Genomic DNA, 15183 nt, shown 5'->3' on the forward strand with positions numbered 1-15183 from the left:
CGCCAGGGAATATGCGCCTCGAAATTGAACGTGCGCCTCGAACATGCCGATCCCTGTCGAAATCACGCCGGCCGCAAGCGCTACTCCTGGAACAGCCCTGCCAGGTCTTCGGCGGTGATGGCGCCGCCGGCCAGGGCATCGCCCTCCATCACGTCGGCGAACAGCTGCGACTTCCGGGCCTTCAGCGCCATGACCTTTTCCTCGATGGTGTCCTTGGCCACGAGCCGGTAGACCATGACGTTCCGCGCCTGGCCGATCCGGTGTGTCCGGTCCACCGCCTGCGCCTCGGAGGCCGGGTTCCACCAGGGATCCAGCAGGAACACGTAGTCGGCTTCGGTGAGGTTGAGGCCGAAACCGCCGGCCTTCAGTGAGATCAGGAACACGGGGGCGCTGCCGTTTTTGAACTCGCTGACGACGTCGGCACGGTTCCGGGTGCCGCCGTCGAGGTAGCAGTACTCGATCTTCTCCTCGTCCAGCCGCTCGCGGACCTTGCCCAGGAACCCGGTGAACTGGCTGAAGATCAGGGCGCGGTGCCCCTCGGCCACCAGGTCCTCCAGCTGCTCGAACAAAACGTCCAGCTTGCTGGAACGGACCGACGTCAGTGCAGGGTCCACGAGGGAGGCGTCCAGGCTGAGCTGCCGCAGCAGGGTCAGCGACTGGAAGATCGTGAACCGGTTTTTGTTGACGTCCTCGATCAGGCCCAGGATCTTCTGCCGTTCCCGCTGCAGGTGCGTCTGGTACACCTTCTGGTGACGCGGGTTCAGCACCACTTCCAGGATTTGCTCCTGCTTGGGCGGCAGGTCCTTGATGACCTGATCCTTGGTGCGGCGCATCATCAGCGGACGGACCCGACGGCGGAGCTTGTCCAGCTGCCCCTTGTCGCCGTTTTTCTCCACCGGCTTCTGGTAATACTCCGCGAAGCGCTTGGGGCTGGAGAACAGGCCGGGCGCGACGATGGAGGTGAGGGCCCAGAACTCCATCAGGTTGTTTTCCAGCGGCGTGCCCGTGATAGCCAGCTTGAAGGCGGCCGGCAGTTTCCGGGCGCACTGGTACGCCTTGGACTGGTGGTTCTTTACGAACTGGGCCTCGTCCAGCACCAGGCCCGCCCAGGTATGGGACGCGTAGGCCTCGTAGTCGATCCGGAACAGGGCGTAGGACGTGATCACGATGTCGGCGCCGGCGAGGGCTTCGGCCGGGACCTGGCTGCTCTTGGCGAAGGTCTCGCTGATGGCGTGGACTTTCAGGCCGGGCGCGAAGCGCGCGGCTTCCAGGGCCCAGTTGCCCACGACGCTGGTGGGGGCCACCACCAAAAAGGGAGCGCCGGCGTCGGACGCTGTAGCGCCGGCACCCTCCGCAGCGGCACCAAGGGCCAGCTCCTTCGCCGCGCACATCAGTGCGAGCGCCTGCACGGTCTTGCCCAGGCCCATATCGTCGGCGAGGATGCCGCCCAGGCTGTGCTTGTACAGGAAGGTGAGCCAGTTGAAGCCTTCCAGCTGGTACGGACGGAGCTCCGCGTTGAGGGTGCCTGGAAGGGGCAGGCCGTCCACGCCGCCTTCCAGCAAACCGCCCACGGCCGACCGCCAGGCCGCCGCCTGCTCGTCCACGATCCCCAGCTGTGCCAGCTCATCCCACAGGCCGGCCTGGAAGCGGCTGATCTGCAGCGGCGCATCCTTGTTGTCCTGCAGCGAGCGCGCCTCCTCGATCAGCGCGCGGAGCTGGTGGAGCTCGGGCAGGTCCAGGGAGAAGTAGGCGCCGCTGGGCAGCAGCATCTTGGTCTGGCCCGCGGCGAGCGCCGAGAACACTGCGGCGAAGGACACCGGCTGGCCCTCGAGCGAAATCTGGATGCCGAGGTCGAACCAGTCGCGCTGCTCCGTTGCCTTGGTGGAGATGGAAACCACCGGCGCTTCCTCGGCCTCGCGGTAGTCGGCGATCTCGCCCACCGTATCCACGTCGACGTCGGAAGCCTCGCGCAGGCGGGGGAGGACCTCCTCGGTGAACGCCAGAGTGTCGAGGCCTTTCAGCTCCACGGATGCCGCAAGCCGGGGAGTTCCCCAGCCGCCGGTGGCGGATTCACCCAGGGCAGGAACCACTTCCCACGGCTGGCCGACGCCCTCAAGGATGCGTGCTTCGGCGGTGTCGTCACGGTAGCCATGGTCGCCGGGGTGCCGCCACAGCGGCTGGGCGGTGACCAGGTTCCCCGTTTTGTAGTGCCACTCCCAGTGCAGCCGGAGCCTGTGATCGGCCCCGTAGTTGGCGAGCAGCGACAACGTGGGGACGGCCAGTGCGGGCAGCGCAACGGACTCGTCGCGGGCCGTGACCCGGGCAGTCTGCTTGAGCTTGGGATAGAAGCCGGTGAGGAAGCGCGTCTCGTCCTTGGCGGGGATGTGCAGGGTGCTTCCGGCCGTGACGAACGCCAGCAGCTCCTCGCTCAGGCCGCCCTCGAGTGGTGCCAGCGTGATGAGGCCGTCCGGGTCCGGAATTCCCGGCAGGGCGGCCTCACCCGAGGTGAAAAAGATGCCGTGCGCAGGCCGGCCGATGGTTCCCACGGCGGCGGGATCAACGTCTTCGCCCTCGACGGTGATGGTGGGGGCGAGCTCCAGCCCGCCGTCGGGTGCTTGGTGCTTGGCTGGTGTGCCCTGGTCCTCTGCGCGTTCACCCGCCGGGCTTTCGTTCGCGGGGTTGTCATTCACCGGCGCGCCGTACCGGCCCAGGTTAAGGCCGACGGCGGCGGGGGACTCCGCGAGCCGCACCGGTTCACTGTTCTTGGAGTGGACCAGGGCAAGCCCGATCTTCCGGGCATCGGCGAGCAGGCTCCACAGGTTCTTTCCGGAGTAAGTGTTCAGGCCCAGCCACAGGCCGGTGGAGTTCTGCATCCGGCTGGCAGAGGCGGAATGGGCAGCCAGGAACTCCTGCATCCATTCCACGTGCGCTTCATTGCATTCGCGGCGGAAGTTCAGGTAGCTCAGGGTGTTCCAGGAGACGTCGCCGCGGATCCACTTGCCCTTGGTGCCCATGATGACGGGGCGTGCCTTGAGCTGGCGGACGCTGCGGAGGGGGTCCCGCCGTCCTGTGTAGGAAAAGTGCGGGGCCGGTTCCTCCACCTCGAACTGGAGTGCCAGCGGAACACCACCGGTGGAGGGTGCGGCCCCGGGCTGGGAGATCAGGGGGCTGAGCGCCTTCTCCCAATCCGAAACGGCCACGAACGGCTCACGCGAGACCTGGGTGGCGGTGGCCGGCGACAGGAGCTGGACACGGGTGGCCGGGTTGTCCTCGGCGGCAAAGAGCAAGGCTGCAACGTGCTTGCAGTCCTTCCGGACCGGGCAGCTGCACACGCCCACGGTGCAGCTCCAGCCGCCGGCCTTGCGGACCAGTTTGGCAGTGGTGGAATAGGGCACGTCCGCGCCGCCGCGGACCTTGCCCAGCATGAGGCCTGTGGCGGGGTCGAACGAGATGCCAGAGACACGGCTGCCCATGGCATACGCCAGTCCGGCCGCCAGGGAACGGTCGTTAATGGCGGGGGTCTGTATTGCCAGTGCCGTACTTTCGTCCGGGTGGGATGGAATGGTGCGCGCTACTTTCAACACGCCGCGGCGGGGCCGGGGCCGGTGGTTGGTTATCTGATCCATCTTAGTTCGCCGGCGGGGGAGGGCGTGCCGCGGTTCGCCGAGGGCGGGAGGCAGGTGAGGAGGGCAGGACGCGGAAAGGGCGGCTGGCTGTTCTTTCGTGGTACCTCTTGCTGCCTCCGGTCGCAGTCCCTAGGATTGAGACCGGACTCACATTCATAAGCACCGTAGGGCGGCGTACGCCCACAGGAAAGGCCGATATGAGCACTGACGCGTCACGGCGGCGCGACGTCACGGTGGCCGACGTCGCCAAGGCCGCCCAGGTATCCAAAGCCCAGGCAGCCCGGGCACTGGGAAATTACGGCGCGGTCAGCGACGACGTGCGTGAACGTGTGCTGGCTGCCGCAGAAGAGCTGAATTACCGGCCGAACGAGCTCGCGCGCAGCATGAACACGGGGAAGTCGAACACTATCGGCGTGGTGGTGGGCGACATCGAAAACCCGCACTTCGGCCTCGCCACCCGGGGGATCACGGATACCGCAAAAAAGAGCGGCTTCAATGTCATCCTGGTCAACACGGATGAGGACACTGCAGCGGAAGTGGACGCGGTCAAGGTGCTGCTGGACAAGCGTGTGGACGGGCTGATCATCGCTCCGGCGTCATCAGTGGATACTGCGCACCTGGAAGATGTCCACAAGTCCGGCCGCCCGTTGGTGCTCCTTGACCGCAAGGCCCCGGGGCTGGATGTGGAAACAGTGGCGGTGGAAATGGAGGGAATTTCTTACGAGTCCACCACCCATCTGATCCAGGAGGGGCACCACCGGATAGCCTTCATTTCCACCCTCCGGATGGACGAGCTGTACTTCGCAGGCCTGCCGCTGGATTCTTCACAGATCGCCGACCGGCGGGACGGCATGAAGCGTGCCTTTGAGGAAGCGGGACTTCCCCAGCCCGAGGACCTGGTCCGGCTCAACGCCGGAGGCCCGGAATCCATCAAAAAAATCACCCGCGAGCTGCTGCAGCAGCCTGATCCGGCAACGGCGATCATAGCCTCGGACGGGCTCATCGGACTCAGCGTGGTTGAGGCAATCCAGGACCTGGGCCTTTCGATCCCGGGCGATGTCTCGTTCCTGATGTACGACGACTTTGCCTGGACCCGCCTCACCACCCCTCCGCTGACGGTCATCGCCCAGCCCGTGTACGAGATGGGTGTTGCCGCAGCTGATGCCCTTATCCGCCAGATCCAGGGAAGGAAAGCGCCGGCCGCCACACCGAAATTTGCCGCGACACTGGTGAAGCGGGGATCAGTGGGGCCGGCACCTCACGGACGGCCCGGCCTGCCCGTCACGTAGCGGACATATCCAGGTTGCGCGCGGCGTCGACGAATGCGTCCAAGCACAGCACGCACGAGACGCCGAATTTCGAGGCCCACTCTTCCGCCGCCCGGAGGATGAGCTGCAGGCTGGCCTCCCTCAGCGGGTCCGCCCCTGACGCGATATTGACCGGATAGGCAACCTGCTCAGGGGTCAGGCACGCCACAGTCAGCCCGCGTTCCCGCAACAGCTTCCGCACCTTCATGACCTCGACGTTGCTTATCTTCGGGATGTACAGGTGTGGAGCTACGCCCCACAGCTCCACCTCCCTGCGTCCCAGTTCCACCATGTTGTCGAGGCAGCGCTCAAGCGTGTGGTGCTGGTACGCCAAGTTGGAGCCGTACACCTGGTCCAAGGCGGGGTGGCCCATCATTACTTCCCTACGCCATCGGCCAGGCCTCGTATGAAATATCGTTGCCCGGCGAAGAAGAGCACGATCACGGGAACGGCGGCGATGGCCATTCCGGCGAACACCACCGGGTAGTCCGTGCCGTGTTTGGCCATGAGGTTGGTGAGTCCCACAGGCAACGTCTGCAGTGCCCCGCCGCTGGTAAATATCATGGCGAAAAGGTACTCATTCCAGGTGAAGAGAACATTGAGCAGGATGGTGGAGATGATGATCGGCCGGCACATGGGCAGGATGACCTGCCAAAAGGCTCGTGCTTTGGACGCCCCGTCCACGGCTGCTGCCTCATCCACCTCGAGGGGCAAATCCAGCATGTAGGCCCGGATCAGGAAGGTGGTGAAGGGAACCCGGAAGGCCGTGTACAGAATCAGGAGGGCCCAAAAGCTGTTGTAAAGACCCAGCGCCTGGAACATCTTAACCAAAGGAATGAGGGCAACGGTGGGCGCCAGCATCAGCCCCGCCAGGATCAGAATAAGGATGGTCCGGTTGAAGGGAATGTTTACTCTGGTCAGACCGTAGGCGGCCCACGCACTGATCAGCACAGTGGCGATGGTGGATGCCACTGTGACGAGGACGCTCGTGGTGAGGTAATCACCTACTCCGCGGTTCCAGGCAGTCACATAGTTTTCCCATCGCCAGGTCTGCGGAAGAGCGAACGGATCGGCGAACAGTTCCGAGTTCGTTTTCACGCCGTTCAGCAGCATCCACAGCAGGGGATAGACAACAACGATGGCCAGGGCCACGAGGATGGCTTGGACAAATACCCGGCCCAGGAGCATCAGCACGGAAGAGCGTGTCACCATTCCACCCTCCTGCGCTTGGCCAGCCTGAGCTGAACCACCGCGAGAACCAGCGTTATAACGAAAACAGCCGTGGCAATGGCCGCAGCGTAGCCGAAGTCATTGCGGACAAAACCGCTGCGGTAGAGCCATGTGCCCAAAACCTGGCTGGAATTGTTCGGACCGCCAGTGGTCATTACCATCACCTCGTTGAATACCTGGAAGGCTCCAGAGACTGTCACGATCATCATCAAGCTGCTCATTTCACGCACCAGGGGCAGGGAGATAGAGAAGAACCGGCGGATGGGACCAACGCCGTCAATTGATGCTGCCTCAAACAATTCGGAGGGGATTCGTTGCAGCGCCACGGCAAAAAGCAGGGTGCAGTAGCCGAATCCCTGCCACTGGCTCATGGCGATGATGCCGAAGATCGCCGTGTTTTCCTGACCAAGCCAGGCTTGGGCAAAATTTCCCAGCCCCAAATTTTCGAGCGCGGCGTTCAGGATGCCCATCCGCGGCTCGTAGATGAAGTAGAACAGAAGCCCGGCCACCGTGAGGGATATTGCCGAGGGGATGAAGTAGATCGCCCGGAGAGTACCCCGCCAGCGCGGACCGGGCAGTCCCTCTACCAGTGCGGCTAGAACCAGCGCTCCGAACACCTGGAAGACGATGGAGATTCCGGCGTAAAGGGTGTTGTTCAGGAGTGATTTCCAGAAGATGGGGTCATGGAACATCTTGAGGTAGTTGTCGGCACCAACAAATGTCTGCCGTCCGCTGTAAATGTCCCACTTGAGGAGGCTGAAGCCCAGGTTCTGTACCAGCGGCAGGTAACAAAAGGCGCAAAGCAGCAAAACTGCCGGCAGGACCCAAACAACATTTCGCCATCGGGCACCCTTCCTCCTGCTGGACCCCTTCCGGCCATCAGAAACGTCCATGCTGTCATCTCCGGAGGCCGCGGGTGCCGGCCTCCGGATCGCGTTCGAAACGGTCATGGCAGGATCCACTACTACTTGGCTGCGTTGGAAGCGGAACGCACCGTGTCCAGGACTTGTTGCGGGGACTGGGTCCCGGCAACAAGGGCTTCGCCCCCTGCCAGCCAAGCGTCGGCCACATCCGGAACGGTGACGGAGTCCAACCAGATAATGGCTTCCGACGCGTCGTTCACCTGCTTAATCCCTTCCACCACCGGGCCGCTTGAGTTCTGTTCGGAGACCACGCCTTTGACCGCGCTGGGCTGGCCGTAGGGGGACGATGAAAGCTTCGTGGCGTTAACGGTGTTCGTGGCAAACTTCATGAAGTCAACCGCCAGTGCCGCGTTCTCTGACCGGGGGTTGATCAGATACCCCTCGGGAGAACCTTCTATGGCTTTCGGGTCGCCCTTCGCCGCAGCCGAGGCGGGAAGTTTGAAAATGCCCAGGCCGTCGGTCTTTAGCTGGGAGCCCTCCGCCGCAGTGGTATCGAATTCGAGGACCTCCTGGTAGTACATGCCGGCGGTACCCGTAGCCAGCGCCTGCTGCGCAGTGGTGTAGAGGACGCCGTTCGAGTCCGTGGCGCTCCCGGTGCACTTATTGATCAGCTCGGTGAACATTTCCATGGCCCGGACGTACCCCGGGTCGTCCAGTTTCGCCGTCTGGGGATCGAAGTCAGCTTTTAGCGACTCAGCCGGGACTTCATAGGCGAATAGTTGCTGCAGGTAGTGCAGCCCCGGCCAGCCGTCCTTGTTGCCAAAGGCAATGGGCTCGTACCCGGCCGCCCTGAGTACCGAGCACGAGGAGATCAGCTCCTCGAAGCTGGACGGCGGGGTGAGGCCCAGGTCCTTAAAGATCCTTTGGTTGTAGCCCATGAATTTGCCGTTGTTGTACAGGGGGACAGCAAAGTACTTTCCGTCCTTTTCGAAGGCCTTGAGCGACGATTCGCCGAAAGTGCTTCCCCACTCCGTGCCGGGGGCTATGACGGGCGTCAGATCTGCAGCCAGGCCGCCGTCGATGAAGTTATTTGCCCAGTTTCCCGCCCAGGTGAAGTAGATGTCCGGCAAGGCCTGGGAAGCAGTCAGGGTTTTGGTTTTGTCCTTGATGCTTTGGTCGGTCTCCTGGATGAGTTCAAAGGAGACCCCCGGATGGAGTTTGGTGTACTCCGCGGCAAGGTCCTTAAAGTAGGGCTCAAGAGGATCTCCACCGAATTTCGTGAGAATACTAAGCGTTCCTGAATACTCCGGTTCTTTCTCCAGGTCCAGGGGAGCAGCGGACTGGCTTCCACCGGCGCAACCCGCCAATGCAAGGGCCGTACCCACCAGTAGGGCTGTCATCATGTGCGTGCTTTTTCGCATTGTCTTCTACTTTCGCTCGGTTGGCTGGATAGCCGAGTCTCCGCGGGCGGGGTGCCGGCCCTTCGTTGGGCCACACCGGACGCAGGGAGCAGTTTGAGAATGGCTGATACCGGTACCACAGTGAATCATGATTAGCCTTCCGCGGGGAAGGGGTTTTGGCGGAAATACTTTCCGGGGCGGCTAAAGTGTTGCGCGCGAAGGAACGGGTCCGTCGGAAGAGCGGGTTATAAGGGTGGACGGCAGAACGTGCTTCTTGGGTTCCGATGTATCGCCACTGATGCGCGCCAGGAGCTGCTGTGCAGCAGTGGCACCGAGTTGGCGCATGGGCTGCTCGATCATGGTCAGGGGAGGTTCCATGACGGCAGCCCACGGGCTGTCGTCGAAGCCGATCAGGGACACGTCCTTGAGGATCTGAAGGTTGTGCGTCTGCAATGCGCGCAGGGCTCCCACGGTGGCCTCGGTTTCCGTGGTGAATATGGCAGTTGGCGGGTCGGCCAAAGACAACATCCCACCAATGGCCCTGGTTGCCTGTTTTTCATTTTTCAGGACATGAGTCACCAGGGCAGTGTCGAACGGTATCCCTGCTTCTTCCAGGGCATCGAGATAACCGCGAAGGCGTTCACCGTCGCTCCAGAGCGCTTCGTCAAGAATGCTGTGCATCTGCTGGAGGTCAGTTGCGGGACTGAGAGTCACCGGACCCCAGGCAAAGGCTATTCGGCGGTGTCCATTCTGGATCATTGATGAGACCGCGGCGCGCGAGGCCTCACGGTTGTCAATGACCACCGAGTCGATGTCCAGGCCATCAACAAGGCGGTCAATGAGGACCACCGGTATCCCCCTTTCGATGGCGTTGGAAAGATGGGAGACGTCATCGCTCCTGCCCGCCGCCGACGCGACAACAAGGCCATCAACCTGTTTGGCCAGCAGGACCCTGATGGCGTCGCGCTCCAGTTCCAGTTTCTCGTCCGTGCTCAGGATGATGGCATCGTAACCGGCCTGCCTGGCCGCCTCGGAGATGCCCCTGAGAACCCCCGAAAAGAAGGGGTTGGCCACGTCTGCCAGGACAATTCCCAGGGTTTTGGTGATGCCCGTGCTCATGCTCCGTGCCAAGGTGTTGGCCTGATACCCCAAACGCTCCGCCGCCCGCAACACTTTGGCACGGGTGGCGTCGCTGACGGAACCGTAGTTGCCCAGAGTACGTGCCACAGTCGCCCTGCCAACTCCAGCGGCAGCGGCCACCTCGGAAATGGTCGGAGCACCCGTGTGCTGATGATCCGGCGACATCCGGTCCCCTTCTGGTCTTGGAATCGCGCTGGCGCGGCTCCGATGCATGGACAACCCCAGCTTCAGATCCTAGTTGCTGCAGCGACCGGGCGGCCGTGACCAAAGGCAGCTTCCACATAGCACTGCTCAGCGGCCGTTTCTGCGGCGAAAGCGAGGGCTGAGCGCAGGGACCCCGGGTTGGGAAGGAAGTCCCGCGACCATCCGGACCGCAGCAGACTTACTGCCAGACCGGTGACGAACGCATCTCCGCAGCCCATGGTATCCGCGAATTTATGCCCAACCGTTGGTGCCGCGGGTTGGGTGAAGAACCGCCCGCCGTCGTACATTACTGCCCCGACGGCCCCTCTCGTGGCAACGGCGAGCGACGCGCCTGCAGCTGTTACCCGGGTGAGCTCATCCTCTACGGCCTCCAAAGGTGCGTCCCCCGCGGACAGGAGGGCCAGATCGACGAAGGGCGCGGTGCGCCGCAAATAGGAGTCAGTCCTGCGCTCCGGCTCCCAGGAATAATCGAAGCTCACCAGGGGTCCCGCCGCCCGCAGTGACGGGAGTTGGTCTTCAGAGGCGGAGTAGACGCTTGAATGGACAATGGCAGCGGCAGCGAGATACTCCCGGTGTTCCGGCCCCAGCACAAAGGGTTGACTGATGGTAACGCCTCCTTCGTTCCAGCCCAGGAAGATTCGATCCCCGTCGATAACCTTGATCTCCGTGACGCCATTCGGTCCTGGACGGGTCTGGCACCTGCTGATGTCCACGCCTTCCGCTTCAATCGCCGAACGGACAAAGGCACCCAGCTCATCAGAACCGAAGACACCCATGTAGGCGGACTCCAGGCCAAGGCGGCGTGCCAGGACCGCAAAGTTAACACAGTTTCCCCCCGGGTACATGACTTCCCGGTCCAGGAACCGGTCCACGATGTTGTCCCCGAACCCAATTACTTTCATGCTCATCCTGTCTCAACGGCGGTGTCTCCGGCAGGCAGCCGGGTGAAGCTGCCGCGCCCCCGGGAAGGGGCGCGGCAGAGGTCTGTCAGTATTCAACGACCCGGTAGTACCGGCGCAGGTCCAGCGAGTGGTTGCGGACCCGCTCCAAGTGCTTGCTGATCCGGTCCGCCACAGTGTCCAGAACCAGTGGTGCCAGCAGCCCCCGGAACCGTGCACTGATTCCCGCCAGCTCGTAGTCCTTGGTGTCCAGGATGGTGGTGTTTCTGTTGTAGTTCTCAGCGAACTTGACCACCCGTTCCATCAGTGGCCTGCTTTCATCTTCGCCCAGGAAGAGCACGAGGCTGGTGTCTTCCTCGATCAGCTCCAGTGACCCGTGGAAAAATTCAGCACCATGCACTCGCGTGGTGCGCAACCACTGCATTTCCTCGAGAATGCACATCGAGTACAGATAGGTGAAGCCCCAGAGATTGCCGGCACCGACCAGGAAGTGGTAGCCGGCCTCCTTGTTTCGTTCCGCGAAGGCTGCCGCCACGGGTTCCGCTTGTCGTGCAACTTCCATGAGGACTTCGGGGATGCTCTGGAGTTCACCCGCAAATTCCTCGTAGCCCTCAAACTCTCCCCGCGCGGCCAGAAGACGCGTGGCCAGAAGCAGCAGCGGGATGTCAAACGGCCAGGTCTTGGGTTCGGTGATCAGGGCGACGTCCAAAGACCTGGCAAAAGGACTGTCGCCGAAGCCGGTGAAACCTACCGTGTAGGCACCTTTGGCTTTCGCGAATTCGATCGCTTCGAGGATGTCTTCCGTAGTCCCGGACACGGAAGCAAAAACTGCGATAGAGCCGGGCCCGAAGGCGGGGTCGCCCGTCAGCATCAGCTCTTTGCCGATTGCGGCCCGTACGGGAAGGGTGGAACGTGAGCGGATCAGGTGTTCGTAGGGCAGCATCGCGGCGTAGGTGCCGCCCGCGCCGATGAGGAAAAGGTTGTCGAAATCCCGTTCCTGAACGGCATCCACGAACTGTTCGATCTGTCCTTGCAGCGCGAGTGCACTGCGGGTCTGGGCGAGGAATTCCTCTTCTTTGAAGCCGAGCACGAGCGGTCCTTTCGTTTATGGATTAGTTGCATTGGTATATATTTGATACCGGTATCACAACTGCTCATTATGGTTTCATGCAGGCCGGACCTGGTCAATAGGTCGCTCGAAGAAATCGGGAAGAACCCGGATTCCGGCGGGCAGGGACGAAACTGGGGAAAGCCGCGTCATAAACTTCGCCTGACGTTCATTTCGCCCTCAACGCCGGAGGTACCTTGCGCACGTAGCGTGAAAAGCGTTCGAGCACCACCCGCGAAAGCAGTGAGGATTGCCATGATCGCCAGCCAGCAGCCCGTCGTCCTGACCAGCAGCAGCATCGCGTCACATGATGAGGACGTGGTGGAAGCCAATGTCACCATCGTGGATGCCATGCATACCGCCCTGCTCCACACGGAGGAGATGTCACCTGTCGCGGTGCGCAGCTACTACGTGGACTTCTACCTCAGCCAGGCACTCGAGGGCGGCTTTGCGCAGTACGTGTTCACCGCCGTCGACCGGTCCGAAACGGACACCCTGATCCGCGAAGGAATGGCGGGAATGGGCGCAACGGCGCACCTCAGCCTCTTCAACCGCGCCGTTGAAGCCTTCGATGACCTGTCCGAGGAAGACGAGGAGCACTACCTCGACGGCGGCCTTGAAGAAACCGGTGAAACGCCCGACGGCGTCCTCCGGATGGAGGAGCTCGACGGCGAGTTCGAGGAGCTGCTGGAGAGCGAAAACATCACGGCCCTTAACGGGGCATGGCTCCGTGGCCAGGCCGACCTGCTGGTGCTGGACGACGAGGAGATCGGCGCCTACATCGAGCGTCTCGCCAGCCAGATCCCGGACCTGCCGGAACGCCAGGCGCAGGCCGACGCCGAGGCCCTGGAAGATGCCCCGGACTTCGAGATCATCATCCGCGAACTCTGCAGCATCGCCGGATACGAGCTCATCAAAATCACCATGGGCGATCCCAACTACGTGCACGACGGCGACAAGACCATCGCTTGGTACTTCTCCACCAGCCACGGCGACTTCCTCATGGTCGAGGACGACGACGAGGCCTTTATGATCAACCCCGAAACCCAGGAGATCGTGGCGGCGGTGGAGTTCGAGGAAGCCGACGCAGCAATGATCGACGCGTAGCCGGGCCAGGCGGGGCGCCGGCAGCGCCCCGCCTGCTTGCCCGGCAGTGCCTGCTGGCAACGCCTGTCTGAAGGGCCCCGAAAAAAAGATTCTGCGTTCCGTAACCTTTCCGCCGTCCTCGGCGATGTAGGAGGTGATGGGCCTGCCCGCCGGGCCCGAATCGAACGTGTTGTCTAGGTTTTGGAGTTCTTATGTCGTTGTTCACCGTTCTCGCCACCAGCAAAGTCGCTGCCGGAGTACTGGCAGCCGGCACCATCGCCGTCGGCGGCACCGGAGCCGCTGCTGTAACCGGCGTTCTGCCCACCGAAGCGCAGCAGAGCGCCCACGACCTCTTCGGCGCCCCGGCCCCGAAGCTTGCCGCAGAAGCAGCCGAGGGCCAGGCAGCCGCCGACGCCGCTGCAGACGCTGCAGCCAACGCCTCCACCGACGCTGATGCCGAAGCCGCCGGCGACGCCGCTGTTTCGGACGAGAACGTTGCTGCCCGCGCCTCTGTTTCCGCTGCGGCCGGCACCGCTGTTGACGCAGCCGGCGCCGCATCCCTCGGCCTTTGCACCGCCTTCGCCAACGGCGGCCTGAACGCTTCCTCCGAAGGCTTCTCTTCGCTGGCCATTGCCGCGCAGGGCGAAGCGAACATCGGAAGCTTCTGCGACGACGTCGTGGCCCAGGCTGACGCCGCCGCAACGGCAGGCGCTGAAGCAGCCGGCTCCGCCGCTGTTGAAGTAGAGCGTCCCGAGCTGCCCGCCGTTCCGGCAATCCCCGCCGTTCCTGGTGTCGACGGCGAGCCCGCGGTTCCTGCCGTGCCTGCAGTTCCCGGCGACGCCGGCGACGTGGTGGACGCACCCTCCGTTTCCATCCGCTAAGCGGGCTTGGCTAGTGTGTACTGCGGGAAACGGGACAGACTCCGTTTCCCGCAGTACGCCAGTCCCGCAGACCGCAGCCTAAACCGGGACGCGCATGGCCCCGCCCCGGGACGGAGGAGCCGCTGGTGCCAGACACTTTGGCCCAAGAAGAGACCGACATATTCGATGACGCCGCCGGAACCGACCCGGCAGCGCTCTTCGGCGTGGCCTACCGGACCTTCGCCGGTCCGGTGCTGGGCTATCTCAAGGCACGGGGTGTGGACGATCCCGAAGCGGTCACCCAGGACGTGTTCCTGGCCTTTTTCCCAAAAATCAGCGGCCTCGCCGGCGGACTGCAGGGCGCAAAGTCACTGCTGTTCTCGATTGCGCATGCACGGATGGTTGACCACTACCGGCGGCTGGAACGCCGGCCCCAGCTGAGCCCCTATGACCCGCAGGAGGACAGCCGCAGCACACCCTCCGCGGAAGATCACGCGGTAGGGCTGAACGGCGGTGCCGAAGCAATGCTGCAAGGCCTCAGCGACGAACACCAGGAAGTGCTGGCCCTGCGCGTGGTGGCGGACCTTTCGATTGAACAGGTGGCCGGCATCATGGGCAAAAGCGAAGGGGCCATCAAGCAGCTTCAACGCAGGGCCCTTCACAACCTCAAGGCACAGACGCTCAAAAGAAACCAGGCAAACCATGAGTGACACCGCAGGATTCCGCCGTGACGGGACAGTGGACCAGCTGCTGTTGGAAGCAGACCTGGGAGGCGACAGCCAGCTCCGTCCTGTCCTTCTGGAGCTCCAGGCACTGGGCACCGTTGCCCCGCAGCCTTCCGCCGAACTGCTGGCGCTTATGGCCGGCGCGCCTGGCGCTGAAGCACCAGCGGTCCCCACCGTGGAAGCATCGGCAGTCCCAGCTGCCGAAGCCCCTGCGGCTCCCGTTGACGAGCTCGCGGCCCGCCGCCGGGCCAAGCGCCGGATCGCCCTCGCCACCTTGTCGGTGGCCGTATCACTCGGTGCCGGCGGGGCCGTTGCCGCGGCTTCGGACCAGGGCGTCCGCCACTCGTTCACGCAGCTCAACCAGGCCGTGACCGCCTTTATCACCGGTTCCGCCGGAGCCGCCGGGGATCAGGCGGGCAAGCCCGCCACCCCTGCGCCCACGGCTCCCGCTGCAGTGCCCGACGGCACTCCAGCCGTGGACCCGGCTTCGATCCCGGCGGACCCCGCCGCAGCGCACCCGACGGCCACGCCGCCGTCGGGCGGTCCTGCGGCGGCGGAGACCGCCAATGGCCAGCGAACTTCCCCGGGAGCGCCCGGGGAAGTTCCCGCTTCAGAAACCCTGCCCGGAGCAATTCCCGGGCAGATCGCCAACGGCCTGGGCAAGCAACCGGAGGTGCCGGTCCCCTCGCAGGTTCCCCTGCCGGGGACGCTGCCGGCTGTCCCGCTTCCCTGACA

General features: G+C 63.5%; 13 protein-coding genes. 5 read left to right on the plus strand and 8 right to left on the minus strand.

The genetic code is table 11. The features are described 5' to 3' along the window. Positions 1–80 precede the first annotated feature (80 nt). Positions 81–3563, minus strand: coding sequence for a DEAD/DEAH box helicase (locus AC3A4Z_RS16060; protein ID WP_498712723.1), 3483 nt, complete (start codon positions 3561–3563; stop codon positions 81–83). Between the two features lie 260 nt (positions 3564–3823). On the opposite strand from AC3A4Z_RS16060, the gene AC3A4Z_RS16065 reads away from it, so the two are divergent. Beyond that, the gene (locus tag AC3A4Z_RS16065; protein ID WP_498712666.1) at positions 3824–4915 is read left to right on the plus strand and encodes a LacI family DNA-binding transcriptional regulator; all 1092 of its coding nucleotides are present in this window, start codon (positions 3824–3826) and stop codon (positions 4913–4915) included. Here the strand turns inward: AC3A4Z_RS16065 and AC3A4Z_RS16070 are convergent. The 7 genes from AC3A4Z_RS16070 to AC3A4Z_RS16100 all read right to left on the minus strand — a co-directional run bounded on the left by AC3A4Z_RS16070 (position 4908) and on the right by AC3A4Z_RS16100 (position 11759). Beyond that, complete coding sequence (locus AC3A4Z_RS16070; RefSeq protein WP_498712667.1) at positions 4908–5306, minus strand: hypothetical protein; 399 nt, start codon at positions 5304–5306, stop codon at positions 4908–4910. The two genes, AC3A4Z_RS16065 and AC3A4Z_RS16070, sit on opposite strands and share 8 nt — an antisense overlap. Before the next feature lie 2 nt (positions 5307–5308). Beyond that, a complete protein-coding gene (locus tag AC3A4Z_RS16075) occupies positions 5309–6145 on the minus strand; it encodes a carbohydrate ABC transporter permease (protein WP_498712668.1) in 837 nt (278 codons plus the stop codon). Continuing rightward, positions 6139–7113 carry a carbohydrate ABC transporter permease gene (locus tag AC3A4Z_RS16080; protein ID WP_498712669.1) on the minus strand — a complete coding sequence of 325 codons (975 nt, stop codon included), beginning with the start codon at positions 7111–7113 and terminating at the stop codon, positions 6139–6141. Before AC3A4Z_RS16080 ends, AC3A4Z_RS16075 begins: the two co-directional genes overlap by 7 nt. A 14-nt stretch (positions 7114–7127) precedes the next feature. Next, on the minus strand, positions 7128–8429 hold the full coding sequence (locus AC3A4Z_RS16085) for an ABC transporter substrate-binding protein (RefSeq protein WP_498712670.1): 1302 nt from the start codon (positions 8427–8429) through the stop codon (positions 7128–7130). 198 nt (positions 8430–8627) lie between these two features. Beyond that, positions 8628–9731, minus strand: a complete 1104-nt coding sequence (locus AC3A4Z_RS16090; protein ID WP_498712671.1) for a LacI family DNA-binding transcriptional regulator — start codon at positions 9729–9731, stop codon at positions 8628–8630. A gap of 62 nt (positions 9732–9793) precedes the next feature. Further along, complete coding sequence (locus tag AC3A4Z_RS16095; protein ID WP_498712672.1) at positions 9794–10672, minus strand: PfkB family carbohydrate kinase; 879 nt, start codon at positions 10670–10672, stop codon at positions 9794–9796. Positions 10673–10757: 85 nt separating this feature from the next. Then, a complete protein-coding gene (locus AC3A4Z_RS16100) occupies positions 10758–11759 on the minus strand; it encodes an SIS domain-containing protein (RefSeq protein WP_498712673.1) in 1002 nt (333 codons plus the stop codon). A 273-nt stretch (positions 11760–12032) separates the two neighbouring features. On the opposite strand from AC3A4Z_RS16100, the gene AC3A4Z_RS16105 reads away from it, so the two are divergent. The 4 genes from AC3A4Z_RS16105 to AC3A4Z_RS16120 all read left to right on the plus strand — a co-directional run bounded on the left by AC3A4Z_RS16105 (position 12033) and on the right by AC3A4Z_RS16120 (position 15181). Beyond that, positions 12033–12884: a DMP19 family protein gene (locus AC3A4Z_RS16105; RefSeq protein ID WP_498712674.1), complete on the plus strand. Its 852-nt coding sequence runs from the start codon at positions 12033–12035 to the stop codon at positions 12882–12884. Positions 12885–13075: 191 nt separating this feature from the next. After that, a complete protein-coding gene (locus AC3A4Z_RS16110) occupies positions 13076–13744 on the plus strand; it encodes a protein tyrosine phosphatase (protein WP_498712675.1) in 669 nt (222 codons plus the stop codon). A 125-nt stretch (positions 13745–13869) separates the two neighbouring features. Further along, on the plus strand, positions 13870–14433 hold the full coding sequence (locus AC3A4Z_RS16115; RefSeq protein WP_498712676.1) for an RNA polymerase sigma factor: 564 nt from the start codon (positions 13870–13872) through the stop codon (positions 14431–14433). Next, a complete protein-coding gene (locus tag AC3A4Z_RS16120) occupies positions 14426–15181 on the plus strand; it encodes a hypothetical protein (protein WP_498712677.1) in 756 nt (251 codons plus the stop codon). The genes AC3A4Z_RS16115 and AC3A4Z_RS16120 overlap by 8 nt, the downstream gene beginning before the upstream one ends. Positions 15182–15183 lie beyond the last annotated feature (2 nt).

Source organism: Arthrobacter sp. Soil_C_49 (assembly GCF_057656635.1).

Coding starts and splice junctions, on each gene's coding strand:
- AC3A4Z_RS16080 (WP_498712669.1), bottom strand. CDS start 7,113: ATGACCGTTTCGAACGCGATCCGGAGGCCGGCACCCGCGGCCTCCGGA.
- AC3A4Z_RS16085 (WP_498712670.1), bottom strand. CDS start 8,429: ATGATGACAGCCCTACTGGTGGGTACGGCCCTTGCATTGGCGGGTTGC.
- AC3A4Z_RS16070 (WP_498712667.1), bottom strand. CDS start 5,306: ATGGGCCACCCCGCCTTGGACCAGGTGTACGGCTCCAACTTGGCGTAC.
- AC3A4Z_RS16065 (WP_498712666.1), top strand. CDS start 3,824: ATGAGCACTGACGCGTCACGGCGGCGCGACGTCACGGTGGCCGACGTC.
- AC3A4Z_RS16120 (WP_498712677.1), top strand. CDS start 14,426: ATGAGTGACACCGCAGGATTCCGCCGTGACGGGACAGTGGACCAGCTG.
- AC3A4Z_RS16075 (WP_498712668.1), bottom strand. CDS start 6,145: ATGGTGACACGCTCTTCCGTGCTGATGCTCCTGGGCCGGGTATTTGTC.
- AC3A4Z_RS16105 (WP_498712674.1), top strand. CDS start 12,033: ATGATCGCCAGCCAGCAGCCCGTCGTCCTGACCAGCAGCAGCATCGCG.
- AC3A4Z_RS16095 (WP_498712672.1), bottom strand. CDS start 10,672: ATGAAAGTAATTGGGTTCGGGGACAACATCGTGGACCGGTTCCTGGAC.
- AC3A4Z_RS16110 (WP_498712675.1), top strand. CDS start 13,076: ATGTCGTTGTTCACCGTTCTCGCCACCAGCAAAGTCGCTGCCGGAGTA.
- AC3A4Z_RS16090 (WP_498712671.1), bottom strand. CDS start 9,731: ATGTCGCCGGATCATCAGCACACGGGTGCTCCGACCATTTCCGAGGTG.